We start from the raw sequence: 25,623 nt of genomic DNA, 5'->3' as shown, positions 1-25,623 counted from the left end.
ATTCGTCGGCAGCGTCATATGTGTATAAGATGCAGGGTCGGGGCGGCCGAGGGGATGGCGGACGCGCCTGCGGTTCCGGCGGACGTCGCCGCCGTCCCGCCGTCGGATCCGGAGGCGGTGCAGCCGGTCACCGCCGCCAGTGCCCCGGCGGCCATCACGGCCGCGATCCAACGCTTGCTCCCCAGCAGAGTAGTCATTCCCTCACCCTACGTCCGGGTGCGGCAGCCGCCGAGGGCGCGGGCGGGGCGTGGTGCGATTGTTACCGGACCGGCCTTCATTCGTGGTGGTAGGACCGTCCGCCTGCGATTTCCTGCGCGCGGTACACCTGCTCCGCGAGGATCAACCGGACGAGCTGGTGCGGGAAGACGAGCGGGGAGAGGGACCAGACGAAGTCGGCCCGCTGGTGCATCGGCCGGTCGACACCGTAGGCACCGCCGATGATGATCGTGACACCGCGGGAGGACTCGAGCGGTGCGAGGAGGGTTCGGGACAGTGCGGGCGAGTCGACGGCCGTACCGCGTTCGTCGAGCAGGATCACGAAGTCCGAGCCGAGCCTGCCGAGCAGCCGCTCGGACTCCTCCTTGCGGGCGGCGTCGTTCTCGCGCGCCGAGTGGGAGATCAGCTGCCAGGAGAGATCGAAGGGCTTCTTCAGCCGCTTCGCGTACCGCTCGATCCCCTCGGACACCCAGCTCTCGTGCTTGCGGCCCACTGCGAGCACCCGTATTGCCATGCGTTCAGGCTATCGCGGGCGCCCCGGCGGCAGGACTCGGGGTGCGCGGACGGCCGTGATGGTGCGCCATAGGCCGACGACGACGACGGCGCCGGATGGCGTGCGGCGGGGCCGGGCGTAGGGTGGGAGGCTGACGAGAGGAGCACCCCATGAAGAAGATCCTCATGGTTCTGACCAGCGTTTCCGAGATCGGCGACACCGGGGAGAAGACCGGCTACAACGTGGCCGAGGCCGCCCATCCCTGGAAGGTCTTCACGGACTCCGGGCACTTCGTCGATTTCGCATCGATCCAGGGCGGGCAGCCTCCGCGCGACGAGGTGGACACCTCGGATCCCGTGCAGGTCGCCTTCACGGAGGACGAGACCACGCGTGCCGGTCTCTACAACACGGCCCGCGTCGACGTCGTCGACCCCGCCCAGTACGACGCCGTCTACCTCGTGGGCGGGCACGGGACCATGTGGGACTTCCCGGACAGCGAAGGTCTCCAGAAGCTGGTGGCGAGCGTCCACGACGCAGGCGGCCTGGTCGGAGCGGTCTGCCACGGGCCGGCCGGGCTGGTGAACGTGGAGCTGGACAACGGGTTCCGCCTCGTCGAGGGCCGGAAGGTGGCCGCCTTCACCAACGACGAGGAGGTCGCCGCGGGCAAGGACACGGTCATCCCCTTCTTCCTGGCGGACCGGCTCGAGGAGCAGGGCGCCACCCACGTGTCGGCGGATGTCTTCGAGGAGAAGGTCGTGGTCGACGACCGCCTGGTGACCGGCCAGAACCCGGCGTCGGCAGCGGGCGTCGCCAAGGAGATGGAGAAGCTGTTCGCGGTGGTCATCCGGCAGGAGAAGGCCGAGGAGCAGCATGAGACGGAGACCCTGCGCGCCGAGAAGGACGCCATCAAGGCTGCCGCGGCCGGCGACGGGGACTGACGCCGGCACTCCTGGCCGGGGACGCGAGCCGGTGGGCGCCGGGCCGGGCGTCGATCGTCGTCGTGCCCGCCCCTTCCGGTGGTACGGATCGGGGCGGTAGCGTGACGGCGTGATCATCCCAGCCAGTTCCCAGACCACCGCGGCGGTCGCGGATCACTACGACGAGCTCGATCCGATCTACCGCAGGGTATGGGGTGAGCACGTTCACCACGGGCTCTGGACCACGGGTCGCGAGTCACCGGCCCAGGCCGTCGACGCGCTCAGTGAGACGGTCGCCGATCGACTGCACCTCCGGCCCGGGGAGGAGTGCGTCGACATCGGCTGCGGCTACGGATCGACGGCCCGGCAACTCGCGGCCTCCCGCGGCGTCCGGGTGACCGGCTTCACGCTCTCGGCAGGGCAGGCGGAGTATGCCGCATCGCGGCCCATGGACGGCGTCGACGTGCGGCTCGGTGACTGGCTCTCCAACCGGTTGGCCGGAGCCTCCGCCGACGCCGCGTGGGCCATCGAGTCGAGCGAGCACATGCAGGACAAAGCCGGGTTCTTCGGCGAGGCATACCGCGTGCTCGCTCCCGGTGGCCGCTTCGTCGTCTGCGCCTGGCTGGCCGAGACCGGCGCCGGCGGGTGGAAGGTGCGGCATCTCCTCGAGCCGATCTGCAGGGAGGGCCGCCTGCCCTCCATGGGTACGCGCGAGGAGTACGAGGCGCTGGCGGAGGCGGCCGGCTTCACGGTGATCGGCTACGAGGACGTCAGCCGCAGGGTCGCACGCACCTGGACGATCTGCGTCCGCCGGTTCCTCAAGGCCCTGCTCGTAGACCGCGAGACGCGTCACCTCGCCGCCCGCGGACGCAACCGCGTCTTCATGCTGAGCCTTCCCCGCCTGATCCTGGCCTACCGCACGGGTGCGATGCGCTACGGCATCTTCACCCTGTCGAAGACGGGCCAGGACACCGCGCTGTGAGTCCGGTCCGCTCCGGGCGGACTCGCCGAACGAGCCGCGGCGTCCGCTCCGCGGGTCCCCCGGCGAGGGTTGATGGTCCGGCCGTGCCGGACGGCGGAGGCCGGGTGTCGGGTGTGCCGCTCGCGGGCGCTTCCGTCACCGATGTCAGGACGTCTGCTTTCCGGCGGTGACCTGCTCCTCCGCGAGAGCGACGCCGGCGAGGGCGCTTGCCCGCGCCAGGACGTCGAGCTGCGCCGGGTTGTAGAGGGCCGCCAGCGATTCGACGACCGTGTTCCGGGTGACCTCCACGCTCTTGGACAGGTGCTTCCCTGGCTCCGTGAGCCATGGGTAGTCCCGGAGGGCCTTCGCGATGATCAGGAGCAACCAATGAGGTCCTGCTGCCTGCCGCGTCTACCGTGGACGGGTAGACGATCGAACAACGCAATGGAGGTATCCGATGTCACGGGAACTGGTATGGACGGGATTCATGTCGCTGGACGGAGTCGTCGATTCACCGGGCGGTGTCGAAGAGGGGCACCGCGGTGGCGGATGGGTGCTCAGTACCGAGTTCCTGCCCGAGGCCTTCGCCCTCAAGGGTGAGGAGTTGGAGGAGACGACGGCGCTCATGTTCGGGCGCCGGAGCTATGAGGCGTTCGCCCCGGTCTGGGTCGGCTCCGAGGACCACGCGGCGTACAAGGACCTCCCCAATTACGTGGTCTCGACCGGTCTGGAGGAGCACGCACTTGTCGATGGGTGGGGCCCGACGGAGATCCTGCGCTCCGTCGAGGACGTCGCCGCACTCAAGCAGGGCGACGGAGGTGCGATCTTCGTGCACGGGAGCGCCGAGCTCGCGCGGGCTCTGGCCGAGGCCGATCTCATCGACCGGTACAACCTCCTGGTGTTCCCCGTCCTGCTGGGTGCAGGCAAGGGACTCTTCAGTACGGGGGACAGGGACCGGCAGCACCTGCATCTGCGCGAGTCCGAGGCCTACCCCAATGGCGTGGTGAAGGCCGTTTACGACGTCGTCCACTGACGCGAGCGCGTGCCCGCTGGGCATCCGGCGCTGCTTCGTCCCGTTCCGCGCAGCAAGAAGGCCCCTACTTCCCTGCAATTGCGGGGGAGTAGGGGCCTTCTCAGGTGGCGGTGACGGTGGGATTTGAACCCACGTTGGCTTTTACACCAAACAACATTTCGAGTGTTGCACCTTCGGCCGCTCGGACACGTCACCAACGCCGCTACTTTACCGGGTGCAGCGCCCGAGTCCCAAAACGGGATCGGTGGGGGGCTAGGGGAGTTCGACGACGTCGTTCTTACCCGGGCTCGGCTTGCTTCCCGTCACGAGTCCCTTGACCATCTTGACGGCCGAGACCACACGGGGTGCGTCCATCGACCAGTACTCGGCGGTGTGGGCGTCGACGTGGATGAGGGCGACGGAGGGATCGTCACGGCCGTCCTCGAACCACGCGGAGACCGACGGCCCCCAGAGTTCATCGATCTTCGCCTGGTCCTTGGTGAGCGTCGCCGTGCCGGCGATGGAGACATAGCCCTTGCCCGTGCTTGCCGAGACGTTCACCTGCGGGTTGGCGCGGATCTCGTCCGCCTTGGGGGAAGGGTCCTCCGTGAAGAACCAGAGGTCGCCGTCGAAGTCCTTCGCCTGGAGAGCCAGCGGCCGGCTCACGAGCTGGCCGTCGAGGTTCACCGTGGTGAGGATCGCGATGTCTGCCTTGCCGAGGATGTCCTGTACTTCCTTCAAACCGTCCTGCTGATCTGCCACGTCTGCTCCTTCGAGAGGGATACTGCGGATTTCCTCAGCCTACGCAGTATTCGCGGGACCGTTCCGTCGAGTGACGAAGAACTCCCTCAGCAAGTGCGCGCACTCCTCCTCGCGGACGCCCGGGAACACCTCGGTCCAGTGGTTGAGCCGGGGCTCGCGGAGCACGTCGAACACCGATCCCGATGCTCCGGCCTTCCCGTCCCAGGCGCCGAACACCACGCGGGGGATGCGCGCCAGGACGGACGCGCCGGCGCACATGGCGCACGGCTCCAGCGTCACCACGAGGGTGCAGCCCTCGAGCCGCCAGGCACCCGTCGCAGCAGCGGCGGCGCGGATGGCCTGCACCTCGGCGTGCGCCGTCGGGTCCCCGAGCTCCTCGCGCTGGTTCCAGCCCGTGCCGAGCACGGAGCCGTCGGGTCCGACAACGACGGCGCCGATCGGGACGTCCCCGCCGCGCCGCGTGCGCTCGGCCGCCTCGAGGGCCGATCCCATCCAGGACCGGTGCCGGGCGTCCGCGGGCGCGAGGGAGTGGGGCATGGCTCCAATGGTACTTTTGACCCATGCGCGTACTGGTAGTCGACCACCCCCTGGTAGCCCACAAACTCACGGTCCTCCGGGACAAGGAGACGTCGTCGCCGGTGTTCCGCCTCCTCACCGAGGAGCTCGTCACCCTCCTGGCCTACGAGGCCACGCGTGACGTCCGTGTCGAGACGGTGCACATCGAGACCCCCGTCACGAAGACCGAGGGAACCGGCCTGGTGAAGCCCACGCCGCTGGTGGTCCCCATCCTCCGCGCCGGACTCGGCATGCTCGAAGGCATGACGCGCCTCGTTCCGACCGCCGAGGTCGGGTTCCTGGGTATGGCTCGCAACGAGGAGACCCTCGAGGCCATCACCTACGCCGAACGCCTTCCCGACGATCTGACGGGCCGCCAGGTCTTCGTCCTCGATCCGATGCTGGCCACGGGCGGCACCCTGCGCGAGGCGATCAAGTTCCTGTTCGCACGCGGCGCCGCGGACATCACGTGCATCTGCCTGCTCGCTGCCCCCGAGGGGCTCGCGACGCTGCAGGAGGAGCTCGACGGCCGCAACGTCACCATCGTTCTGGCGTCCATCGACGAGAAGCTCAACGAGAAGTCCTACATCGTCCCCGGCCTCGGCGATGCCGGCGACCGCCTGTACGGCGTTGTCGGCTAACTGCCACGACGCCCTGCTGCACAGATCATCGCGCAGCGGTGGACACTGCTCCCGCGGAAGGGTTCACGTCGAAGGGTTGCGCCCGTCGCCGCGAGCCGGTCCAATGGGGCGATGACGAACGGGACCAGCACGTCCGAGCCCAGCACGGAGGGCGCGCTCAAGCGGGCCATCGGTGCGCCGCTGCTCTTCGCCTTCATCGTCGGTGACACCCTCGGCGCAGGGATCTACACGCTGGTCGGCAGCATGGCAGCCGACGTGGGCGGGGTGATCTGGCTTCCCCTGCTCATCGCGCTGGTGGTGGCCCTGCTGACAGCCGGAACGTATGCCGAGCTCATCACCAAGTACCCGCACGCCGGGGGCGCAGCGCGATACGCCGAGCGTGCCTTCAACATCCCCTACCTGTCCTTCCTGGTCGGCTTCCTCATGATGGCGTCCGGTATCACCACGGCTGCCGCGCTGGCCAACGCCTTCGCCGGCGACTACCTGGCCGCGCTCATCGATGTGCCGGCGGCCCCGGCGGGGGTGGTGTTCATCGTCCTGCTCACGCTGATCAACCTCCGTGGCGTCAAGGAATCCCTCACCGCGAATCTCATCGCCTCGGTCATCGAGGTGACAGGTCTCGTCCTCGTGATCGTCCTCGCCGCCGTGGTGTTCGGAAGCGGCAACGGAGAACCGTCGAGGCTCCTGGAGTTCGCGCCCGAGGTACCGGCGCTGCAGGGCGCCTTCGCGGCGTCGGTCATCGCCTTCTTCTCCTTCTTGGGCTTCGAGGCGGCTGCGAACATGGCGGAGGAAGTGAAGAACCCCTCGAGGGCCTACCCCCGCGCCCTGTTCGGAGCGATCGGCACGGCAGCCGTCGTCTATCTGCTGATCGCGGTCGGCGCGGTGATCGTGCTGCCCCCGGCCGAGCTGGCGGTGTCCACCGCCCCACTGCTCGACGTCGTGACGGCCAGCGGCGTGGCCGTCCCGCCGTGGCTCTTCGGCATCATCGCGCTGGTGGCGATCGCGAACGGAGCCCTGCTGTTCATGGTGATGGCGAGCCGGGTCGGCTACGGCCTGGCGGAGGCGGGCCTGCTGCCGCGGGCGTTCGGGCGCTGCCTGCCGAAGCGCCGCACCCCGTGGGTGTCGATCGTCGTCGTCGCCGGGCTGACGATCGTCCTGGCGCTCATCGGCAACGTCTCGACCCTGGCGGAGACCACCGTGCTCCTCCTGCTCCTGGTGTTCCTGTCGGCCAATGTGAGCGTCCTGGTCCTCAAGAAGGACACGGTGGACCATCCCCACTTCTCGGTCCCGCGCATCATGCCGATGCTCGCCATCATCGCGAGCGTCGTGCTCCTGGCGCAGCAGACCGGCGTCGTGTGGCTGGGGGCGCTGGCCTACGTCGTCGTGGGCTCGGTCCTGTTCCTGCTGGCGCGGGCAGGGCGGAAGCGCGAGGAGCGGGTGTCCGCCTGACGGAACGGGAGTGCCCTCCATGAGGTCCTGCCCGTCCTGACGGGGTCCTGCGATGACCCCCGAATACGCCGCTCAGGCGTCCGCGTGTGGACAAAGGGAGCGGTTCGGCTCCTGCCGGCGGACGAAAGCGGGCCACGGAGCCCCGTACACGAGATGGCCTTGCTGCCCGTCCACAAGGCCGGTTGACCGCATGCTGGACTCCGGGGCATTGTTACTTGCGCGTAGGCGATTGTTACGTGCAATAATTCTTCACGTGACCACCACCTCACACGCATCAGCAGCCGTAGTTCCCTCCCCGGACGCCATGTCCCGGGCGGCACTCCGCTGTTATCGAATGCACGCGTAACGATCACACCCGATCCACGCACGTCAAGCCCAACGGCGGGCATCATTCTTCATCCCGACCGGGCACATCCCGCATTCGAGCCGCGATGACGGCACACTTCACGAGGTTGCTTCCATGTCAGTGAACCCAGGCTACGTCCACATCTCCCTCCGCTCGCCGCAGGGTCGGCAGCTCCGGCAGCAGTTCGCCCCGGCCTTCCAGCCGCACGCCGTAGGCCAGCACCGGCTCCAGGCGGTGCCCGGCGCCGACACGCAGCCGATGAGCGCCCCCATCCCCGTCGTCGCACCCAACGGCGTCCCCGGCCCCCAGGCGGTCACGGGCGACACGACCGCTCGCGGCTTCGTGCTGTACGTCGCGCTCGACGAGGCCACTGCGGCGGAGGCCGGGACCACGTTCTCGAAGCTCGCGCAGGACGTCCGGGCCTACGTCCGCTCCCTGGTCCCGACGGCGGAGAGCCACGCGGCCGTGGCGCTGGCGCCCGCCGATGCTCCGGGCTCGGACATCGACGTCGTGCGTGCGGCGCTCGGCGATCCCACGGTCGCCCGGCGACCGCGGGCCGAGGTGACGGCGCCCCAGTCCCAGCCGCAGCCCGCCCGGCCCACCGGCGTGCTCATCGACCTCTCGCGCCGTGAGGTCCACCTCGACGGCGAGACGCTGAACCTCACCTTCAAGGAGTTCGAGCTCCTCAACTACCTCGTCGAGAACGCCACCCGGACCGTGGGGCGCGAGGAGCTCCTCAGCGGCCTGTGGCGGAATGCGGACGAGGTGCCCAACGAACGCACCATCGACGTGCACATCCGCCGCCTCCGCTCGAAGCTCGGCCGGCTCGCCAACACGGTCCGCACCGTCCGGGGCCAGGGCTACCGCTTCTACGACCACCCCGAGGTGGTCGTCTGGGCCGCTCCGGAGTACTCGATCTAGCCTGCTGCAGGGCCACGGGAAGCCATAGACTGCGGGAATGGCCTCCCACCACCTGAAGAAGCTCATGCTCCTGCGCCATGCGAAGGCAGAGTTCCAGGAGGGCGTGTCCGACCACGAGCGTTCCCTGAGCTCTCGCGGCCACGCTGATGCGCCACTGATCGGCCGGTGGATGGTCGAGCACGATTCCGTCCCGGACTCCATCCTCGTCTCCTCCGCGCTGCGGACACGGCAGACCTGCACCTGGATCTGCAAGGAGCTGAGGGACAAGGCTCCGACACCGAAGCTCGAGGACGAGCTGTACGCGGCCCGCCCGTCCGAGATGCTCGCGCTCATCAACCACGTGCCGCCGACCGTCACCAGTCTGCTCGTGATCGCCCACAACCCGGGCGTCCAGGAACTCGCCATGCGCCTAGCCTCCGTGAACTCGGACGAGCGTGCCGTGATGGACCTGGCCACGGACTACCCGACGGCGGGCCTCACCGTGCTGACGTACGACGGCGAGTGGGCCGAGCTCGACGGGCGCGACGCCGACGTGACGGACTTCGTGGTCCGGCGGGCCTCCAGCCTCCGGTAGCCCCGGCCGCTACATCCCGTACTTCTCGAGCAGCCGGAGCCAGACCTCGCTCACGGTCGGGTAGGCGGGGACGGCGTGCCACAGGCGGTGCAGGGGCACTTCACCCACGACGGCGATCGTCGCCGAGTGCAACAGCTCCGAGACCTCCGGGCCGGCGAAGGTCACCCCGACCAGGACCTTGCGGTCCTCGTCGACCACGATCTGCGCCCAGCCGGTGTAGTCGTCGCCGTGCAGCGAGGAGCCGGCGACGGCGATCGGCAGCGAGGTCTCCGACGCGTTGACCCCGTCCTTGCGGGCCTGCTCGAGCGTGCGGCCGACCATCGCGATCTCGGGATCGGTGAAGACCACCTGGGGGACGGCGACGTCGTCCGCAGTCGCGGCGTAGGGGCTCCAGTCCTCGGCGGTCGCGCCGAGCGTGCCCGCGGCCCGGGCCGCGATCGCATCCCCGGTCATCCGGGCCTCGTACTTGCCCTGGTGCGTCAGCTGCACCCTCCCGCCGGCGTCGCCGACGGCGTAGAGCCAGCCCCCGGCGTCGGGCACCAGGCCCGTGGCGTCGCCACGGATCTTCTTCGGGTCGAGTCCGAGTTCCTCGAGCCCCAGCCCGGTGGTATGGGGGTGGCGTCCGGTGGAGACGAGAAGGCGCTCGGCGGTGACGGTGTCGCCGTCGCCGACGTCCAGCACGAACATCCCGTCCACCGTCCGCACGGCATTCGTCGCAGTGTCGGTATGAACGGTGATGCCCTCGCCGCGGAGGGCTGCGAGCACGAGCCCGGACGCCTCTGCGGGATAGGCGCCGAGGATGCCGCTCCGGGCGATCACGGTCACCTCGGCCCCGAGACGGGCATAGGCCTGGGCCAGTTCGACCCCCGCGACACCGCCGCCGAGGACCGCGAGGCTCGCCGGGACCGTCTCGGCCGACGTCGCCTCACGCGTGGTCCAGTAGTCGAGATCCGCGAGCCCGTCGATGGGAGGGATGGTCGGCGTCGATCCCGTGGCCAGCACGACGGCGTGCGCGGCGCGGTACCGGCTCTCCGACCCGTCCTTGTGGCTGATGCTCACCTCGCGTTCGCCGGTGACGGTGGCCCAGCCGCGCTCGAGCGTGATCCCGGCGGAGGCGACCCACTCCTCCTGCGACGCGTCGTCCCAGTGGGAGGTGAAGGACGTGCGGCGGGCGAGGACCTGCTGCGGGTCGATGGTGCCGGTGACGGCCTCGCGCGCACCGGCGACGGCGCGCGCCGCGCTCAGGACCGTACCGGGGCGGAGGAGGGCCTTGGAGGGCATGCAGGCCCAGTAGGAGCATTCGCCGCCCACGAGATCGGACTCGACCAGCACGGCGGTCAGGCCCTTCTGCACCACCCGCCCCGCGACGTTCTCGCCCACTGCGCCGGCGCCGATGATGATGACATCCGTGGTCTTCGATTCGCTCATAGGCAGAGCCTTCCACCGACCCGGCAGGTGGGCAACCACATGAAGAAGGCCCCGACCTGAGTCGGGGCCTTCCTATGGTCCGTCAGAACCGTGGTGCGCGCGAAGGGATTCGAACCCCCAACCTTCTGATCCGTAGTCAGATGCTCTATCCGTTGAGCTACGCACGCATCCGTAAGTCGTCGATCCGCACTGCGAATCCGTCCTACAAGCGGGCCGTTTGGCCGTAGACAACTTTAGCGTGGATCGTGCGTGACGCCTAATCAGCCCGCTCGTTGGTCTTCGACTATACCGGTCTACGTGACCTTCGTCACAGAAGCCTGGAACGTAAGCGCTCGACATCACTGCTGCTGCGCGGATCGAGCCCAGCGTACTCCCGATGTTTCGCGCATCCGCCCCGGAACGGAAACACGGCGCCCCTAGCATCGGTACACATCGAGCACCCGACGAAGGGAAGATCCATGGGCGATCCCGTACGGCAGTCCGCACCCGGCACCACGACCACCGAGGACGGCGCCCGGCGCGCGTCCGCGCCAGGAGCAGCACCGACCACGCACCCGGGCCTCCTTGCCTGGGTCGAGGAGGTCCGCGAGCTCACGCAGCCCGCCGACGTGGTCTGGGTCGACGGCTCCGAGGCGGAGAACACGCGGCTGACCGACGAGCTCGTCGACGCAGGGACCTTCGTCCGGCTGAACCCCGAGACCTTTCCCAACTCCTTCGCCGCGTTCTCGGACCCGAAGGATGTTGCGCGCGTGGAGGAGCAGACCTTCATCTGCTCCACGGACGAGCGGGAAGCCGGGTTCACGAACAACTGGATGGATCCCGGTGAGATGAAGGCCAAGCTCACCGGCCTGTTCACCGGGTCGATGCGCGGGCGCACCATGTACGTCATCCCGTTCGTCATGGGACACCTCGACGCCGAGGACCCGAAGTTCGGGGTCGAGATCACCGACAGCGCCTATGTGGTCACCTCGATGCGCATCATGGCCACCATCGGGAGCGCCGTCCTGGATCGCATGACGGAGCTGGACGCGCCCTTCGTGCCCGCGCTGCACTCGCTCGGGGCCCCGCTCGAACCCGGCCAGGCCGACGTGCCCTGGCCGTGCAACGAGGAGAAGTGGATCGTGCACTTCCCCGAGGAACGCTCCATCTGGTCCTACGGCTCCGGATACGGCGGCAACGCCCTGCTCGGCAAGAAGTGCTACGCCCTGCGGATAGCATCCGTCATGGCGCGGGACGAGGGCTGGCTCGCCGAGCACATGCTGATCCTCAAGCTCACCTCGCCGCAGGACAAGACCTACTACCTCTCGGCTGCCTTCCCGTCGGCCTGCGGCAAGACCAACCTCGCCCTGCTCGATCCCACGATCGACGGCTGGAAGGTCGAGACCCTCGGCGACGACATCACCTGGATGCGCTTCGGCAAGGAGGGCGAGCTGCGGGCGGTCAATCCCGAGGCCGGTCTCTTCGGCGTCGCACCCGGCACGGGCTGGCACACGAACCCGAACGCGATGCGTGCCATCGCCAAGGGCAACTCGGTGTTCACCAACGTGGCCCTCACCGACGACGGCGGTGTCTGGTGGGAGGGAATGACGGAGGAGGTGCCCGCGCACCTCACCGACTGGCAGGGCCGTGACTGGACCGCCGGGATGGACCATCCCGCCGCGCACCCGAACGCCCGGTTCTGCACGCCTATCGACCAGATCGACATGCTCGCCGAGGAGTTCAACAGGCCCGACGGCGTCGAGCTCTCCGCGATCCTCTTCGGCGGACGCCGGAAGACGACCGTCCCCCTCGTCACCCAGTCCCGCAGCTGGGCCAACGGGATCTTCATGGGCTCCACGCTCTCGTCCGAGACGACGGCCGCGGCCGCCGGCGAGATCGGGCGCGTGCGGCGTGACCCGATGGCGATGCTTCCCTTCATCGGGTACGACGCCGGCGACTACCTGCGCCACTGGCTCACCCTCAGCGCCGGCGCGGACCAGGCCCGCCTGCCGAAGATCTTCCTCGTGAACTGGTTCCGCCGGACGGCGTCCGGCGGTTTCGCCTGGCCGGGCTTCGGCGACAACTCCCGCGTCCTCAAGTGGGTCGTCGAGCGGCTCGAGGGCACGGCGGACGCCGTCGAGACGCCCATCGGGTACGTCCCCACGGGTGAGGCCCTGGACGTGAGCGGGCTCGACATGACGCCTGCCGAGGTCGAGGCGGCCGTGCACGTGGACGCCGTCGAATGGGCCGAGGAACTCGAGGGGATCGGGCAGTGGTACGACCGCTTCGGGGAGTCCCTACCCGCCGAGCTCAGGGGTCAGCTCGACGAGCTCAAGCAGCGTTTCAGCAACGCCTGACGGTTGCTCGCACGAAAGGCCCCTTCCGATGGAGGGGGCCTTTCGTCGTCGGTGGTGCCGGTGGTGCCGGTGATGCCGGTTGGACGTCCGGTGGCGGCTCCGCTAGTCGCGGATCACGGCGAGGACGCGCTGCACCAGGTCCTCGAGGGTCTGCGGGTCGACGGCCTCGGCGTTCAGGCGGAGATACGGTTCGGTGTTCGAGGGCCGGAGGTTGAACCACCAGTCCCCGTGGTCGGGCGTAAAGGTGAGGCCGTCGAGGTCGTCCACCACCACGCCGTCCTGCTCGAACTCGGTGCGGGCGCGCCCGATGGACGCCTGGAGGTCGGCGACCTTCGAGTTGACCTCGCCGGAGGAGAAGTAGGGCTCGTACTCGCGGCCGAGCTCCGACAGCGGGCCGTCCTGCTCGCCGAGCGCGGCCAGGACGTGCATGGCCGCCAGCATGCCCGTGTCCGCATTCCAGAAGTCGCGGAAGTAGTAGTGCGCCGAGTGCTCGCCTCCGAACACCGCGCCCTCCTTCGCCATGACCGCCTTGATGAACGAGTGGCCCACACGGGTGCGGACGGGGCGGCCGCCGTCGTTCCTGATCAGTTCCGGGACCGCACGGGAGGTGATGAGGTTGTGGATGATCACCGGCTCGGCCTCGCCGGCCGCCTGCGCGCGGGCGATCTCGCGGCGGGCGACCATCGCGGTGATGGCGCTCGGCGAGACCGGTTGGCCCTGCTCGTCGATGATGAAGCAGCGGTCGGCGTCGCCGTCGAACGCGATCCCGATGTCCGCGCCGTGCTCCACGACGGCGGCCTGAAGGTCACGCAGGTTCTCCGGCTCCAGCGGGTTGGCGGGGTGGTTGGGGAACGAACCGTCGAGCTCGAAGTACAGGGGCACGATCTCGAAGGGCAGGGCCGGCAGCAGGCGGTCGCCGAGCACCGCGGGAGTGGTCAGGCCGGCCATGCCGTTGCCGGCGTCGACCACGATCTTGAGCGGGCGCGACGACGAGAGGTCCACCTGGCCGCGCAGGAAGCGCGAGTACTCCTCGAGGACGTCACGGACGCTGGTTCCGCCCTGGACCTCCACCGCCGGGATGCTGCCATCGGCGAGGTAGCGCTCCGCGCGCTCCTGCACGTCGGCGAGGCCGGTCTCGGAAGACACCGGGACCGCGCCGGGGCGCGTCATCTTCATGCCGTTGTACTCGGCCGGGTTGTGGCTGGCCGTGAAGGTCACGCCGGCGGCGTCGAGCGTTCCGCTCGCGTAGTAGAGCTCGTCGGTGGAGATGAGGTCGAGGAAGAGGACGTTCGCGCCGCGGCGGGTGGCTCCCTCGGAGAAGGCCTTCGAGAATTCGGGCGACGACGGGCGCATGTCCCCTCCGACCAGGATGGTCTCGCCCGCGAGGTCCAGGGAATCCACGAAGGCTGCTCCGACGGCCCGGACGGAGTCGACGGTGATGGTCTCGCCGACGATCCCGCGCACGTCATAGGCCTTGAAGGATGCAGAGAGGTCGAGGAGTTTGATCACGCTTGGAAGTGTATCGGGTGGTGTCATGACGTCCGTTGCTCACAGGGCGGAGGAGCGCGGCGCGAGTGGGGGAGGTGGCTGGGATACTGGGGGCATGTCGCCCACCACCACCCTGAACGAGCAAGCCACCGCCATCCTGCACACCCTCGTGGGCTCACCCGAGGCACGGTTCCACGACGGACAGTTCGAGGCCATCGAGGCGCTCGTCGAGAGTGGCAGGCGCGCGCTCGTGGTGCAACGGACCGGATGGGGCAAGTCCGCGGTGTACTTCGTGGCGAGCCTGCTGCTGCGCTCGCGGGGGGCCGGCCCGACGCTCATCGTCTCGCCCCTGCTCGCACTGATGCGGGACCAGGTGGCCGCTGCAGCACGCGCCGGTGTGCGTGCCGTCGCCATCAACTCGGCGAACCAGACCGAGTGGCAGGACATCACGGCGAAGCTCCAGGCGGACGAGGTGGATGTCCTGCTGGTCTCGCCCGAGCGCCTGAACAACCCGTCGTTCCGGGAGCTGTACCTCCCCGAACTGATGCGGCGGACGGGTCTGCTCGTGATCGACGAGGCCCACTGCATCTCCGACTGGGGGCATGACTTCCGCCCCGACTACCGCAGGCTCCGCGACCTCATCATGGGACTACCGCAGGGCGTCCCCGTCCTCGCGACCACCGCCACGGCCAACTCCCGGGTGGTGGAGGACGTCGAGGAGCAGCTCGGTGCCGGCGGTACCGACGTCTTCACCCTGCGCGGCGAGCTCGCACGGAAGTCCCTCCGGCTCGGCGTCCTCCGATTGCCGAGCCCGCGCTCGCGCCTCGCGTGGCTCCTCACCCACCTGTCCGACCTGCCGGGCAGCGGCATCATCTACGCGCTCACCGTGTCCGCCGCCGAGGACACCGCCCGGCTCCTGCGGGAGAACGGCCACGCGGTCCGGGCCTATACCGGACGCACCGACCCCGCCGACCGGGAGGCGGCCGAGGCTGCACTGAAGAACAACGAGGTCAAGGCTCTCGTCGCCACGAGCGCGCTCGGCATGGGATTCGACAAGCCGGATCTCGGCTTCGTGGTGCACCTCGGCGCGCCATCGTCGCCTGTCGCCTACTACCAGCAGGTGGGCCGCGCCGGCCGCGGGACACCCAACGCCGACGTCCTCCTGCTGCCGGGTGCCGAGGACCGCGACATCTGGGAGTACTTCGCCACCGCTTCCATGCCGTCCGAGGACGCGGCCGTCCGGGTGCTCGACGCGCTGGAGCCCGGCGTCGTCCTGTCCACGCCGGCGCTCGAGACCCGCGTGAACCTGAAGCGCTCGCCCCTCGAACTCCTGCTCAAGGTGCTCGACGTCGACGGCGCCGTCCGCAAGGTCACGGGCGGATGGGAGAGCACCGGCACGCCGTGGACGTACGATGCCGACCGGTACCGGCGCATCAGCGAGGCGCGCATCGTGGAGCAGCGGGCCATGCTCGACTACGAGAACACCAGCGGGTGCCGCATGGAGTTCCTGTCGAGGTCGCTGGACGATCCGGCGGCCACGGCCTGCGGTCGCTGTGACAACTGCGCCGGGCCCTGGTACTCGGACGAGGTGGCCCATGAGGCGTCGGACTCCGCGAACCAGGCCCTCAGCCGCGTGGGCGTCGAGCTGGAGCCCAGAGGGCAGTGGCCGAGCGGCATGGACAAGCTCGGTGTGACGCTCAAGGGGAAGCTCAAGCCCGGGGAGACGAGCCTCCCCGGGCGGGCCCTGGCGCGACTGACGGATCTCGGCTGGGGCAACAGGCTGCGGGAACTCATGGCGGACTCCACGCCGGACGCACCGCTGGATCCCGCCGTCGTCGAGGCCGTCGTGCGGGTGCTGGCGCAGTGGGGCTGGGCCGAGCGGCCCGTCGCCGTCGTGAGCGTCCCGTCGCGTCGGCGTCCCCAGCTCATCGGCTCCCTGGCGACGGCACTCGCCGGGGTGGGCCGCATCCCCTACCTCGGGCAGCTGAGCACGCCCCACGGTTTCCCGCAGGGACAGCCGGGTGGCAACAGCGCCTTCCGCCTCGCCCAGGTATGGGACCACTTCGCCGTTCCCGAGGAGGGTGCGGCGTGGTTCGCGGCGAATCCCGGCCCGGTGCTGCTCGTCGATGACTTCGCCGACAGCCGCTGGACCATCACCGAGGCCGGCCGGGCACTTCGCGCGGCCGGCGCCGACGGCGTGCTGCCGTTCGCCCTCGCCCTGAAGGCGTAGACAGCCGGACAGCGAAAAAGCCCCCGTTCACACGGGGGCTTTTCAGCGGAGACGGGGGGATTTGAACCCCCGGTAGGCTTTAGGCCCACACTTCATTAGCAGTGAAGCCCATTCGGCCGCTCTGGCACGTCTCCATCGGCTATCTCTAGCCTCCCAAGATTACCCAGAAGGGGTCGGCAAGAGCAAAACCGCCGGTCGGGCGTCGGCTGCGGCCCTCGAGGGCCGCTCGAAGCGATCCCGTCCTGGCGATCCCCTCAGAGGGAGCCCGTCAGCGCTCGCCACAGGAACTCGAAGCTCAGGGCGTGCATCCGGGCCGCCTGGCGGTTGTCGGCGGCGCCGGCGTGACCGCCCTCGAGGGCTTCGTGGAACCAGACGTCCCCGATTCCCATCTCCTTCATCCTCGCGGCCATCTTGCGCGCCTGCACCGGGCCGACGCGGTCATCGCTCGTCGCCGTCCAGATGAGCGTCTTCGGGTACTCGACGTCGTCACGCAGGAGGTGGTACGGCGAGAAGGTCCGCACGTACTCCCACTCCTCGGGCTTGTCCGGATCGCCGTACTCGGCGATCCACGAGTAGCCCGCGGAGAGCTTCGAGTAGCGCCGCATGTCCAGCAGCGGGACGCCGCAGGAGATGGCACCGAACAGCTCGGGATACGTGGTGAGCATGTTGCCGACCAGCAGCCCCCCGTTGCTCCGGCCGGTGCAGCCCAGGAGGGCGGGCCGGGTCACCCCGCGCTCCACGAGGTCGGCCGCGATGGCCGCGAAGTCCTCATAGGCCCGATGACGGTCGGCGTGGAGGGCGGCGTGGTGCCACTGCGGCCCGTATTCACCACCGCCGCGGATGTTCGCCAGCACGTAGACACCGTGTCGTCCCTCGGGCGTCGTCCGCTCGAGCCAGCCCCGCCCGATGACGCCGCTGTAGGCGGGGGTCAGGGAGTGCTCGAATCCCCCGTACCCGGACAGCAGCGTGGGATTGCCGCCGTCGAGCTGGAGGCCATGTGCGGCGATCTGGAAGTAGGGCACGCGCGTGCCGTCGCTCGAGATCGCGAAATGCTGCTCGACCGTGAAGAGGTCCTCGTCGAAGGAGGACGGCGACGCCTTCACCACCGAGTGCCCTCCTCCGATCGTGCCCCGGTACAGGGTCGACGGCGTCAGGAACCCGGTCGCGATGAGCCAGTAGTCGTCACCCGCGAGATCGTCCTCGTCGTCGACGGCATAGGCGTCCACGGAGTGGAGCGGCGGACAGGCATCGAGCAGCTCCGCCTTCCAGCCGTCCGACGGGTCGAGGATGCGGATCTCCGACGAGACGTCGTGCAGGAGGTTGAGCAGCAGGTGGTTGCGGGTCCAGCTCCAGGACTGGAGGGAGGTGGCGGAATCCGGTTCGAAGACCACCTCGAAGGAGCGGTCGCCGTCGAGGAAGGTTCGCAACCCGATGACGAGCAGGGCGCCCGCCCCGAACGTGGTGCCCTCGACCGCCCAGTCGGAGCGCGGGCGGACCACCAGCCACTCGCGGTGCAGCGAGATGGAGGCGTCCTCCGGCACCTCGATCAGCCGCCAGGCCCCGTCCTCCCGGAGGTAGCTGCGCCGGGTGTAGAAGTCGAGGGTGTCCACGGCGAGGTCCCGCTCGAAGCCCGGGGTCGGATCGTGCAGCACCATGGCCACCATGTGGTCCTCGTCCACCTCGAAGTACGGCTCGGCCCTCGCGAGGTCCTCCCCGCGGGTGAGGATCCGCACCGTGCGCGGGTAGGAACTGGAGGTCATGGAGCCGGGGCCGAAGTCCGTGCCGACGTAGAGGGCATCCGGTCCGGCCCAGCTGATGCGGCTCTTCGCCGTCGGGACGTCGAAGCCGCCGTCGACGAAGGAGCGGGTGCCGAGGTCGAATTCACGGTAGCGGGCCGCGTCCCCACCGTCGGGTGAGACGACCACGAGGACCCTCCGGTGTGGCCTGCCCTCCTCGGGACGGAGGAACAGGGCGCCCGACCACACCCATTCCGTCCCTTCAGCCGCGCTCAGGGCGTCGACGTCGAGGAGGACGTCCCAGTCCGGGTCCGCCGCGGTGTAGCTCTCCCAGGTGGTGCGGCGCCAGACGCCCTGGCGGTGTTCGGCGTCCCGCCAGAAGTTGTAGTAGAAGTCGCCGTGCTTCCCGGCCATCGGGATCCGGTCGGTGGAGTCGAGGACCTCGAGGATGCGCTGCTCGCTGTCCTCGAAGCCCGGCGTCACGAGGGCCTGCTCGGTCACTGCGTTCTCGCCGCGCACCCAGGCCAGCGGCCTCTCCCCGTAGATGTCCTCGAGCCAGAGGAACGGGTCATCGGTGGTCTCTGTGGTCGCGGACGACTCCGTGGGCTGCGTCATGCGCCCATCCTATGCAGGCCTCCGGAGGGGGTGCCGTCGCGGGCGGCGGGTACGGCGGGGTCGGCCGGACGCGTTGGATACTCTTGACGCGTGGACAACAGGGAGGCGCGGCAGGTAGCCGTCATCGGCGGCGGGCCCCGCGGCACGTCGGTGGTGGAGCGGCTCGTCGCGGGTCACCGGCATCGCGGTGATGCTGCTCCGGACCTCGTCATCCATGTCGTCGAGCCCCATGATCCGGGGCCCGGCCACATCTGGCGCACGGACCAGTCCCGGCTGTTCCTCATGAACACCCCCTGCCTGTACCCGACCGTGGTGCCCGTCGGCGACGCCGCGGACCGGATGGCGGCGCCACCCGTCGCACTGTCCTTCGATGCGTGGCGCAGGCGTGCCGTGGATGGACTGATCAGTGGCCTGACCGTCGACGATCGCACGGAGTGCACGACGCTCACCTCCAGTGGCTTCCCCAGCCGGGCCCTCTACGGCCGGTACCTCGCCTGGGTGTTCGGCGAGGTGGTGCGCCTCGCCCCTTCCGGGGTCTCGATCGTCCATCACCGCAAGGAGGCGGTCAGTCTCGACCGTGCAGACCGTGCAGACCGTGCAGCCGGGCAGGGGTGGGACATCGGGCTCGACGACGGCCAGGTCCTCCGGGTCGACGACGTAGTGCTCGCCGTCGGGCATCTCCCGGCGACCCTGACACCCGAGCAGGAGAAGCTCCAGGACGCGGCAGCCAGGCACGGTCTCCAGTACTGGCCGCCCGCCGTACCGGCCGACGTGGCGTGGAACCGGCTGCCCGCCGGCAAGACCGTCCTGATCCGGGGCCTGGGGCTCAACTTCTTCGACGCCATGATCCAGATGACGGAGGGGAGGGGCGGCCGCTTCTCGAGCGCCGGGGACGGCCGGCTCGAGTACACGCCGTCCGGGAAGGAGCCACGCCTCGTGGCCGCGTCCCGCCGGGGTGTGCCCTACCGGGCCAAGGCGTCCCTCGAGTCCTACATCCCTCGGAGCGTCAGGCTGAGGTTCTGCACCGTGGAACGCGTCCTGGCCTTCCGCCGATCCGGGATCCAGCCTGGCTTCGACCACGACCTCTGGCCCCTGCTGCATCGCGACACCCTCTGGGCGTACTACTCTACGCTCTGCCGGGTGGAACCGCACTGCCTGACGGGTACGCCCGAGGTGCTGCTCGGCGAGCTCGACGCGGCGCTGAATCTCGATGGCCCGGCGTGGGAGGCCGCGGCCGCGGCGGCGATCGGCGCGCTCGTTCCGGCGGACCGACGCATCGACGTCGAGAGCCTCGCGCATCCCTTCGCGGGACGTCGGTTCGACGACGGCGAGGAATTCTCCGCGGCGGTCCTGGTGTATCTCGACGAGGATGCTGCGGGCTCGGCCAGGGGCGAGGACGATCCCCTCAAGATGGCGATCGGCGCGATGAACGCGGGCCGGTCGGTGATCAAGGAGGCCGTGGCCGACGGCGGGATCTCCGGTGCGTCGTGGAACGCGGAGTTGTGCGGCTGGTTCGAGCCCCTCGTGGAGGGGCTGGCGAGCGGGCCGCCGCCGCTGCGGATCGCACAGCTTGCGGCGCTGGTGCGTGCGGGGATCGTCCGCTTCGTCGGGCCGAACCCGGCTTTCGGCTTCGACCCGGACGAAGGACTGTTCCGTGCGGCCTCGCCCTGGGTGAGGGGGGAGGCGTTCACCGCCCGCTACCTCGTCGAGGCGATGATGCCGGCGAACCGCGTGTCCACGAGTCTCTCCCCGCTGATGCGGGACCTGCTGGCGAAAGGGACGGTGCGTCCACGCACCTTCATGGCGGAGGACGGCGTCCCGGTGACCTCCGCCGGACTCGACGTCACCGCACCGCCGTACCGCGCCGTGGACAACACGGGACGGGAGCAGGAATCCCTGTTCGTGATCGGGCTGCAGCTGGCATCGGTCCAGTGGGGCACGGCCATCGCGGCCGAGGCCGGAGCCCCGCTCGGAGCGGGAGCCAGGACGCTCCTGGACGCTGATGCGATCGCCGGTGCCATCACTGCTGCTGCCACTTCTGCTTCCACTGCTGCTTCCACTGGCGCGGCAGTCCATACCTCGAGCGCGGCATCCACCTCCTCCTGAGCTGAGCCCAGCGCCTGGTCAGCGGGGCTGCGACGGGCCGGACCCTGGTTCAGTGCTTCCCGTGACACAGGAGAGGGACCCCCACCGTGGCGGTGGAGGTCCCTCTCGTCCTTCAGGACGACCGGAGTCGTGGTGGAGCGTGTCAGGCAGGCTTGCCCGGCTTCTCGGGCTTGATCGGCTTGCCCGGCTTGACGGGCTTTTCCGGCTTCTCGGGCTTACCGGGCTTGACCGGCTTCTCCGGCTTGACGGGCTTCTCGGGCTTGCCCGGCTTGACGGGGACCTCGGGCTCGGCGACAGCTTCCACCGTCACCGGCAGGGTGACGGTCGTTCCGCTCGGTGCTGCGGTCAGGATGATGCGGCCCTGGCCGCCGGCCGCCGCCGGGATGGTCAGCTCGACCGTGGCGCTCCCCCCGGTGACGGGGAAGGTGCCGAGCTCGGTGCTCGTCCCGTCCGCTGCAACGTAGCTCGCAGCGAGGGTGGTGTTGATCGGGCTGCCCAGCGAGGTGAGGTCCAGCTTCGAGACGGCGAAGGAGACGGCTGCGCCGGCCTTCACCGTGGTCGGAGCTCCCTGGACCTGGACGCTGCGGCGATCGAACGACGGCGACAGCGGACTGTTGGCACGGATGTAGTCGATCCAGGCATCGCGGTCCACCAGGCCCGACTCACGCGTGTCGGCTCCCTCGCGGAAGGCGGTGAAGTTGTCGCCGCCCTGTGCGAGGAAGCTGAAGGTACCGATGCGGTAGTCCTTCGCCGGGTCGAGCGGCTGTCCGTCGACGAGGACCGAGGTGATCCGCGAGCCGCGTGCAAGAGCCGGATCGTAGGTCACGCTCACGTTGTCCGAGAGGCCGAGCGCCAGGAAGGAGCGTGAACTACCTTCCGGCTGCCACTGCTGCTCGAGGACGGCCTTGAACTCCGCGCCCGTGAGCGTGGTGGTCCAGAGGTCGTTGACGAAGGGCAGGACCGCATTGGCCTCTGCGAAGGTCACGACCCCGTCCGGTGCGAAGTAGAGCTCATTGCGGAGTCCGCCGGGGTTGACGACGCCGATCTGCGCTCCGCCGCGTTCGGCGGGTGAGAGGCTCGCTCGGAGCGAGTCGGCCACCAGGTTGCCCAGCGTGGACTCGGAGGCGCGATCGTCACGCGTCGTGCCCGTGAACGCCGTCGTGATGTCCTGGGTGACCGAGCCGACCGGCTGGTTGCCGATGATCGCCGCCTGCGCGAGCGCCGCGTCGACGATGGTCTTGACCTCGGCGACCCTCGGGAAGGTACTGACGAGGGTGGCGTCGGTGTCCGTGGTGCGCGCGACGTTCCGGGCGGTGTAGGACTGCACGTCTCCCGTGGCGGTGTCCACCGTCAGGGTGATCTGGCCGATGAATTCGCCGTAGGAACCGGTCTGCAGGATGGGGCGGGTCGTGCCGGTTGCACCGGGGACCGGAGCGTCCCACGCGTACTGCTTGTGGGTGTGGCCGGTGAAGATCGCGTCCACGAGGGGCGTGGTCTCGTTCACGATGCGGGCGAAGGTGCCTCCCGCGGCGATCTCCTCCTCGATGGTCGCACCCTCGACGACACCGTTACCGGCGCCCTCGTGGTACTCGGCGACGATGACGTCTGCGAGATCCTGCTCCTCGATCTGCGCAGCGACGCGGTTCACGGCCGCCACGGGATCGCCGAAGTCGACGTTCTCGATGCCGCCCGGGCTGACCAGCGTCGCCGTCTCCTCGGTGACGACGCCGATCACGGCGACATCGATGCCGTCGACGTCGATGATCGTGTATTCATCGAGCGCGGGATCGGTGGTGCCCTTGGTGTAGACGTTCGCGCCGAGGTAGGGGAAGCCCGCAGAGTCGCTGACGCGACCGGTGAGGTCGTCGAAGCCCTTGTCGAACTCGTGGTTGCCCACGGCCGAGGCCTCCAGGCCCAGGGCGTCCAGGACGTCGAGGGTGGGCTCGTCGTCCTGCAGGGACGAGGCGAAGAGGGAAGCGCCGATGTTGTCACCTGCGGACAGGAACGCGGTGCCGTCCTCGCCGAACTCGGCGCGGAGCTTCTCGACAGTGCCCGCGAACCGCACCGTGTTGGCATCGATGCGGCCGTGGAAGTCGTTGATGTTGAGGAGGTTGACATCCGTGGTCGTGTCCGCGGCGGCGAGGTCGAATCCGACGATCACGGGATCGTGGTCGCTGGCGCGGTACGGATCCGCCACGTAGTAGTCGGTGACGTTGTTGTTGAACCGGCTGTACTCCAGCGCGACGGACTCCACCGAGTTGATGTTCCAGGTGTCCACGCCGGAGACCGTGGCATCGACCGCGGGAGAGGCCAGGATGTGGTCGAGGGAGCCGCTCAGGCCGGAGAAGACGTAGGAGTAGTTCCCGTCCTTCTCGCCCTGGTTGACGTAGCCCGCCTCGTAGAGGACCTGCATGGGGTCCTCCTGCGTGTACGAGTTGAAGTCGCCCGTGAGGAACACGCGGTCGGTCTTCGCCGCGGCCTTCACCGAGTCCGCGAAGGCCACGAGGGCGCGTGCCTGGGCGACGCGAGCCGCGTTCCAGGCGCCCTGGCCGTCGCCGGTGTCGGCGTCCGCACCAGAACTGGGTCCGGAGCCCTTCGACTTGAAGTGGTTGACGATCGCGACGAACGTCTCGGCGTCGGAGCCGCCGACAGGCTTGAAGGCCTGGGCGAGCGGCTTCCGCGCATTCGAGAACGCGACGTCGTCGTCGAGGATGACGGATTCGCCGACCGGCTCCGCGACGGCCTTCTTGTAGATGAGGGCGGTGCGGATGACGTCCTCGTCCGCGAGGGCCGGGACGGCCGCAGGGGAGCGGACGTAGTCCCACGTGCCCGGCGCCTTCTCGTTCAGTGCCTCCACGAGGGTGGCCAGCGCGGCGTCGCGGTCCTTGCCGAACTTGGCGGAGTTCTCGATCTCCATGAAAGTCACGACGTCGGCGTCGAGGGCGGTGATCGCCGCGACGATCTTCGCCTCCTGGCGCTCGAAGTTCTCCTTGTCCGCCGCGCCACGGGCGTCGCAGCCACCATTGATGGTGATCGGGTTGCCGGCGCGGTCGGTGAAGAAGGTGCAGCCGGCGAGGTCGTCACCGGTGGTCGGGAAGTAGTTGAGGACGTTGAAGGACGCGATCTTCACGTCTCCACCGACCTCGGCCGGTGCCGCCGGGCGCTCGCCCGTGAACTGCACGGGCTGGACGCCACCGGGGTTGGCGCCGTCGAGCTCGGCGAGAGGCTGGAACTTCCAGGCACTGTTGCGGTAGTCGAGGACCACCGGCGAGGTGAACTGCGCGGTGGAGCCCACGCGGACGGACTGCGCGGTGGTGAGGTACGGGAGCACCTTGCCGCGGTTCGCCTGCGCGAAGAAGTTCGTCGACGCGCCGTCGTCGAGCCGGATGCCGCGCGCCGCGTTGTCGGCGATGACCGCCGCGTTCTCGGGCGTACCGGGGCGGGCGACATCGGTCGGCTGGAGGAGGCGCTCCGTACCGGCGGCGAGGGTGACCTCGCCGTACTGGTTGAGCGTGTAGTTGTCGGCGACGGTGAAGGTGTCAGCGGGCTGGAGGAGCATGCCCTCGACTGCCTCACGCGCAGTCTCGGTGGCAGGCAGTGCGATGGCGGAGGCCTTGGGCTCCTCGGCCGCTTCGGTGAGCTCGGTGGTGCCGCCGGCCGCGACGGTGATCTGCGTCAGGCCCGCGAATTCACCGGCGGTCCCGGTGACCTCCACGTAGTCACCCACGGCGACGGAGGCGACCGTCGCGGGGGAGTAGACGAAGACGGCGTCCGAGGCGGTCTGGTCGGCTGTCGCCGAGCTTCCCGCGGTCTGGAGGTAGAACCCAGCGAATCCGCCCGTGGGGTACGCCGCGGTGACCTTGCCGCGTGTGGTGACGGTCCGGCCGGAGAGCGGCGTCGCGCTGCCCGTTCCCTGGATGTCGCGGATGGGCGTGACGACGCCCGGCGTCGGGGTCGGCGTCGGCGTGGGTGTCGGTGTGGGGGTCGGGCCGCCCGGGGTGGCGGCGCTGCTGGTGGGCGTGGCCTCCTGGAGGCTGAAGTCGGCGCCGTTGACATCCGTGTCGGAGAACGCGGTGCGGGCGGTGGACCTGGTGCTGCCGGAACCGGGCGTGGTGGCGACCGAACCCTCGAAGGCGTTCGCGCTGCCGTAGCCGAGCGCGTCGACGACGCCGGGCGTTCCGACGATGCTGCCGGACGGCAGGGCGCCGACGGTGGCGGCCTGGTTCGACAGGACGATCACGCCACCGGGCGCTCCGACGTTGAGGCCGGGGGCGGTGAGGTCGGGAGTCGGGAGTGCTGCTCCGGCCGTGCCGTTGCTGCCTCCCTGGACCAGGAAGTAGCCCTTCGCCGGGATGGTGCCCCGGAGTGCGGTGGCCGTAGGTGCGGCGGTGGACGTCGCTCCGCGGTACTGCAGCGACCAGCCGTCGAGGCTCACCGGCGCGTCGGTCGGGTTGTAGAGCTCCACGAACTTGTTGGTGAACGGCGTCCCGGCGGACCCGCCCGAGACATAGGCCTCGTTGATGATGACGCCGTCTCCTGTGACGGACGCGGTGGCCGGCGGTGTCTCCACCGCGCTCGCCGGCAGTGCGATCATCGGCGAGGCCATGAGCCCTACCGACAGCGCCGCACCGAGCGCTCCCTTCCATGACGAATTACCCATTCGTTCGTACTCTCCTTGACGATGGCCGTGACGGCCGCGAGTGAAGCCCGCCGACCCGCTGGAGGGGTGGGCGCGTTGGCATGTGCACCATATGTGACGCAGGTGACATTCCTATCCCCGGGAGTAGCCAACCAGAACATCGTTAACAATGGGTTACCAAAAAGCCAGTGGCACCGG

19 protein-coding genes and 3 tRNA genes are annotated in these 25,623 nt (G+C 69.3%); 10 read left to right on the top strand and 12 right to left on the bottom strand.

Annotated elements, in window-relative coordinates:
- Positions 1-14: 14 nt before the first annotated feature.
- Together ACTIMO_RS14950 and ACTIMO_RS14945 are read right to left on the bottom strand one after the other, a co-directional pair.
- Positions 15-197: a hypothetical protein gene (locus ACTIMO_RS14950; RefSeq protein WP_448182899.1), complete on the bottom strand. Its 183-nt coding sequence runs from the start codon at positions 195-197 to the stop codon at positions 15-17.
- Positions 198-274: 77 nt separating this feature from the next.
- Positions 275-730 carry a 23S rRNA (pseudouridine(1915)-N(3))-methyltransferase RlmH gene (locus ACTIMO_RS14945; RefSeq protein ID WP_448182898.1) on the bottom strand — a complete coding sequence of 152 codons (456 nt, stop codon included), beginning with the start codon at positions 728-730 and terminating at the stop codon, positions 275-277.
- A gap of 149 nt (positions 731-879) precedes the next feature.
- On the opposite strand from ACTIMO_RS14945, the gene ACTIMO_RS14940 reads away from it, so the two are divergent.
- Both ACTIMO_RS14940 and ACTIMO_RS14935 read left to right on the top strand, forming a co-directional pair.
- Positions 880-1,647: a type 1 glutamine amidotransferase domain-containing protein gene (locus ACTIMO_RS14940; protein ID WP_448182897.1), complete on the top strand. Its 768-nt coding sequence runs from the start codon at positions 880-882 to the stop codon at positions 1,645-1,647.
- A gap of 109 nt (positions 1,648-1,756) precedes the next feature.
- Positions 1,757-2,608 carry a class I SAM-dependent methyltransferase gene (locus ACTIMO_RS14935; RefSeq protein ID WP_448182896.1) on the top strand — a complete coding sequence of 284 codons (852 nt, stop codon included), beginning with the start codon at positions 1,757-1,759 and terminating at the stop codon, positions 2,606-2,608.
- Between the two features lie 144 nt (positions 2,609-2,752).
- Here the strand turns inward: ACTIMO_RS14935 and ACTIMO_RS14930 are convergent, their stop codons facing one another.
- Complete coding sequence (locus ACTIMO_RS14930; protein WP_448182895.1) at positions 2,753-2,971, bottom strand: hypothetical protein; 219 nt, start codon at positions 2,969-2,971, stop codon at positions 2,753-2,755.
- 73 nt (positions 2,972-3,044) lie between these two features.
- Between ACTIMO_RS14930 and ACTIMO_RS14925 the strand changes: the two genes are divergently transcribed.
- Positions 3,045-3,620 carry a dihydrofolate reductase family protein gene (locus tag ACTIMO_RS14925; protein ID WP_448182894.1) on the top strand — a complete coding sequence of 192 codons (576 nt, stop codon included), beginning with the start codon at positions 3,045-3,047 and terminating at the stop codon, positions 3,618-3,620.
- A gap of 105 nt (positions 3,621-3,725) precedes the next feature.
- On the opposite strand, the gene ACTIMO_RS14920 is transcribed toward ACTIMO_RS14925, so the two are convergent.
- The 3 genes from ACTIMO_RS14920 to tadA form a co-directional block, all read right to left on the bottom strand.
- A tRNA-Ser gene (locus ACTIMO_RS14920) sits at positions 3,726-3,815 on the bottom strand.
- A 57-nt stretch (positions 3,816-3,872) separates the two neighbouring features.
- Positions 3,873-4,361, bottom strand: coding sequence for a pyridoxamine 5'-phosphate oxidase family protein (locus ACTIMO_RS14915; protein ID WP_448182893.1), 489 nt, complete (start codon positions 4,359-4,361; stop codon positions 3,873-3,875).
- Positions 4,362-4,400: 39 nt separating this feature from the next.
- Positions 4,401-4,898, bottom strand: a complete 498-nt coding sequence (gene tadA, locus ACTIMO_RS14910) for a tRNA adenosine(34) deaminase TadA (protein WP_448182892.1) — start codon at positions 4,896-4,898, stop codon at positions 4,401-4,403.
- Between the two features lie 23 nt (positions 4,899-4,921).
- On the opposite strand from tadA, the gene upp reads away from it, so the two are divergent.
- From upp to ACTIMO_RS14890, 4 genes are all read left to right on the top strand, one after another.
- On the top strand, positions 4,922-5,557 hold the full coding sequence (gene upp, locus ACTIMO_RS14905; protein WP_422391180.1) for a uracil phosphoribosyltransferase: 636 nt from the start codon (positions 4,922-4,924) through the stop codon (positions 5,555-5,557).
- Positions 5,558-5,668: 111 nt separating this feature from the next.
- Positions 5,669-7,006 (top strand): APC family permease, encoded by a 1,338-nt coding sequence (locus tag ACTIMO_RS14900; RefSeq protein ID WP_448182891.1) that lies wholly within the window; start codon positions 5,669-5,671, stop codon positions 7,004-7,006.
- Positions 7,007-7,466: 460 nt separating this feature from the next.
- On the top strand, positions 7,467-8,273 hold the full coding sequence (locus ACTIMO_RS14895) for a winged helix-turn-helix domain-containing protein (RefSeq protein ID WP_448182890.1): 807 nt from the start codon (positions 7,467-7,469) through the stop codon (positions 8,271-8,273).
- A 37-nt stretch (positions 8,274-8,310) separates the two neighbouring features.
- Entirely contained in the window at positions 8,311-8,847 is a 537-nt protein-coding gene (locus ACTIMO_RS14890; RefSeq protein ID WP_422391182.1) for a SixA phosphatase family protein, read from the top strand.
- 9 nt (positions 8,848-8,856) lie between these two features.
- Here the strand turns inward: ACTIMO_RS14890 and ACTIMO_RS14885 are convergent, their stop codons facing one another.
- Both ACTIMO_RS14885 and ACTIMO_RS14880 read right to left on the bottom strand, forming a co-directional pair.
- The gene (locus tag ACTIMO_RS14885) at positions 8,857-10,275 is read right to left on the bottom strand and encodes a dihydrolipoyl dehydrogenase family protein (RefSeq protein ID WP_422391183.1); all 1,419 of its coding nucleotides are present in this window, start codon (positions 10,273-10,275) and stop codon (positions 8,857-8,859) included.
- Positions 10,276-10,366: 91 nt separating this feature from the next.
- Positions 10,367-10,442: transfer RNA gene (locus ACTIMO_RS14880), tRNA-Arg, on the bottom strand.
- A gap of 291 nt (positions 10,443-10,733) precedes the next feature.
- On the opposite strand from ACTIMO_RS14880, the gene ACTIMO_RS14875 reads away from it, so the two are divergent.
- The gene (locus tag ACTIMO_RS14875; protein WP_448182889.1) at positions 10,734-12,611 is read left to right on the top strand and encodes a phosphoenolpyruvate carboxykinase (GTP); all 1,878 of its coding nucleotides are present in this window, start codon (positions 10,734-10,736) and stop codon (positions 12,609-12,611) included.
- A gap of 102 nt (positions 12,612-12,713) precedes the next feature.
- Here the strand turns inward: ACTIMO_RS14875 and ACTIMO_RS14870 are convergent, their stop codons facing one another.
- Complete coding sequence (locus ACTIMO_RS14870) at positions 12,714-14,147, bottom strand: phosphomannomutase/phosphoglucomutase (RefSeq protein ID WP_448182888.1); 1,434 nt, start codon at positions 14,145-14,147, stop codon at positions 12,714-12,716.
- Positions 14,148-14,214: 67 nt separating this feature from the next.
- On the opposite strand from ACTIMO_RS14870, the gene ACTIMO_RS14865 reads away from it, so the two are divergent.
- A complete protein-coding gene (locus ACTIMO_RS14865; RefSeq protein WP_448182887.1) occupies positions 14,215-16,329 on the top strand; it encodes a RecQ family ATP-dependent DNA helicase in 2,115 nt (704 codons plus the stop codon).
- A 46-nt stretch (positions 16,330-16,375) separates the two neighbouring features.
- On the opposite strand, the gene ACTIMO_RS14860 is transcribed toward ACTIMO_RS14865, so the two are convergent.
- Both ACTIMO_RS14860 and ACTIMO_RS14855 read right to left on the bottom strand, forming a co-directional pair.
- A tRNA-Ser gene (locus tag ACTIMO_RS14860) sits at positions 16,376-16,463 on the bottom strand.
- A 120-nt stretch (positions 16,464-16,583) separates the two neighbouring features.
- A complete protein-coding gene (locus ACTIMO_RS14855) occupies positions 16,584-18,680 on the bottom strand; it encodes a prolyl oligopeptidase family serine peptidase (RefSeq protein WP_448182886.1) in 2,097 nt (698 codons plus the stop codon).
- 90 nt (positions 18,681-18,770) lie between these two features.
- Here ACTIMO_RS14855 and ACTIMO_RS14850 point away from each other — a divergent pair, with 90 nt between their 5' ends.
- The gene (locus ACTIMO_RS14850; RefSeq protein WP_448182885.1) at positions 18,771-20,786 is read left to right on the top strand and encodes an FAD/NAD(P)-binding protein; all 2,016 of its coding nucleotides are present in this window, start codon (positions 18,771-18,773) and stop codon (positions 20,784-20,786) included.
- Positions 20,787-20,928: 142 nt separating this feature from the next.
- Here the strand turns inward: ACTIMO_RS14850 and ACTIMO_RS14845 are convergent, their stop codons facing one another.
- Positions 20,929-25,446, bottom strand: a complete 4,518-nt coding sequence (locus tag ACTIMO_RS14845) for an ExeM/NucH family extracellular endonuclease (RefSeq protein WP_448182884.1) — start codon at positions 25,444-25,446, stop codon at positions 20,929-20,931.
- Positions 25,447-25,623 lie beyond the last annotated feature (177 nt).

It is taken from the genome of Arthrobacter sp. CP30, assembly GCF_053470025.1.
This window is presented reverse-complemented; position numbering and strand designations above follow the sequence as displayed.

Excerpts from the sequence above, each read along its gene's own strand:
- ACTIMO_RS14950 (WP_448182899.1), bottom strand. The coding sequence starts at position 197 with ATGACTACTCTGCTGGGGAGCAAGCGTTGGATCGCGGCCGTGATGGCC.
- ACTIMO_RS14945 (WP_448182898.1), bottom strand. The coding sequence starts at position 730 with ATGGCAATACGGGTGCTCGCAGTGGGCCGCAAGCACGAGAGCTGGGTG.
- ACTIMO_RS14940 (WP_448182897.1), top strand. The coding sequence starts at position 880 with ATGAAGAAGATCCTCATGGTTCTGACCAGCGTTTCCGAGATCGGCGAC.
- ACTIMO_RS14925 (WP_448182894.1), top strand. The coding sequence starts at position 3,045 with ATGTCACGGGAACTGGTATGGACGGGATTCATGTCGCTGGACGGAGTC.
- tadA (WP_448182892.1), bottom strand. The coding sequence starts at position 4,898 with ATGCCCCACTCCCTCGCGCCCGCGGACGCCCGGCACCGGTCCTGGATG.
- upp (WP_422391180.1), top strand. The coding sequence starts at position 4,922 with ATGCGCGTACTGGTAGTCGACCACCCCCTGGTAGCCCACAAACTCACG.
- ACTIMO_RS14900 (WP_448182891.1), top strand. The coding sequence starts at position 5,669 with ATGACGAACGGGACCAGCACGTCCGAGCCCAGCACGGAGGGCGCGCTC.
- ACTIMO_RS14895 (WP_448182890.1), top strand. The coding sequence starts at position 7,467 with ATGTCAGTGAACCCAGGCTACGTCCACATCTCCCTCCGCTCGCCGCAG.
- ACTIMO_RS14890 (WP_422391182.1), top strand. The coding sequence starts at position 8,311 with ATGGCCTCCCACCACCTGAAGAAGCTCATGCTCCTGCGCCATGCGAAG.
- ACTIMO_RS14885 (WP_422391183.1), bottom strand. The coding sequence starts at position 10,275 with ATGAGCGAATCGAAGACCACGGATGTCATCATCATCGGCGCCGGCGCA.
- ACTIMO_RS14875 (WP_448182889.1), top strand. The coding sequence starts at position 10,734 with ATGGGCGATCCCGTACGGCAGTCCGCACCCGGCACCACGACCACCGAG.
- ACTIMO_RS14870 (WP_448182888.1), bottom strand. The coding sequence starts at position 14,147 with ATGACACCACCCGATACACTTCCAAGCGTGATCAAACTCCTCGACCTC.
- ACTIMO_RS14865 (WP_448182887.1), top strand. The coding sequence starts at position 14,215 with ATGTCGCCCACCACCACCCTGAACGAGCAAGCCACCGCCATCCTGCAC.
- ACTIMO_RS14855 (WP_448182886.1), bottom strand. The coding sequence starts at position 18,680 with ATGACGCAGCCCACGGAGTCGTCCGCGACCACAGAGACCACCGATGAC.
- ACTIMO_RS14845 (WP_448182884.1), bottom strand. The coding sequence starts at position 25,446 with ATGGGTAATTCGTCATGGAAGGGAGCGCTCGGTGCGGCGCTGTCGGTA.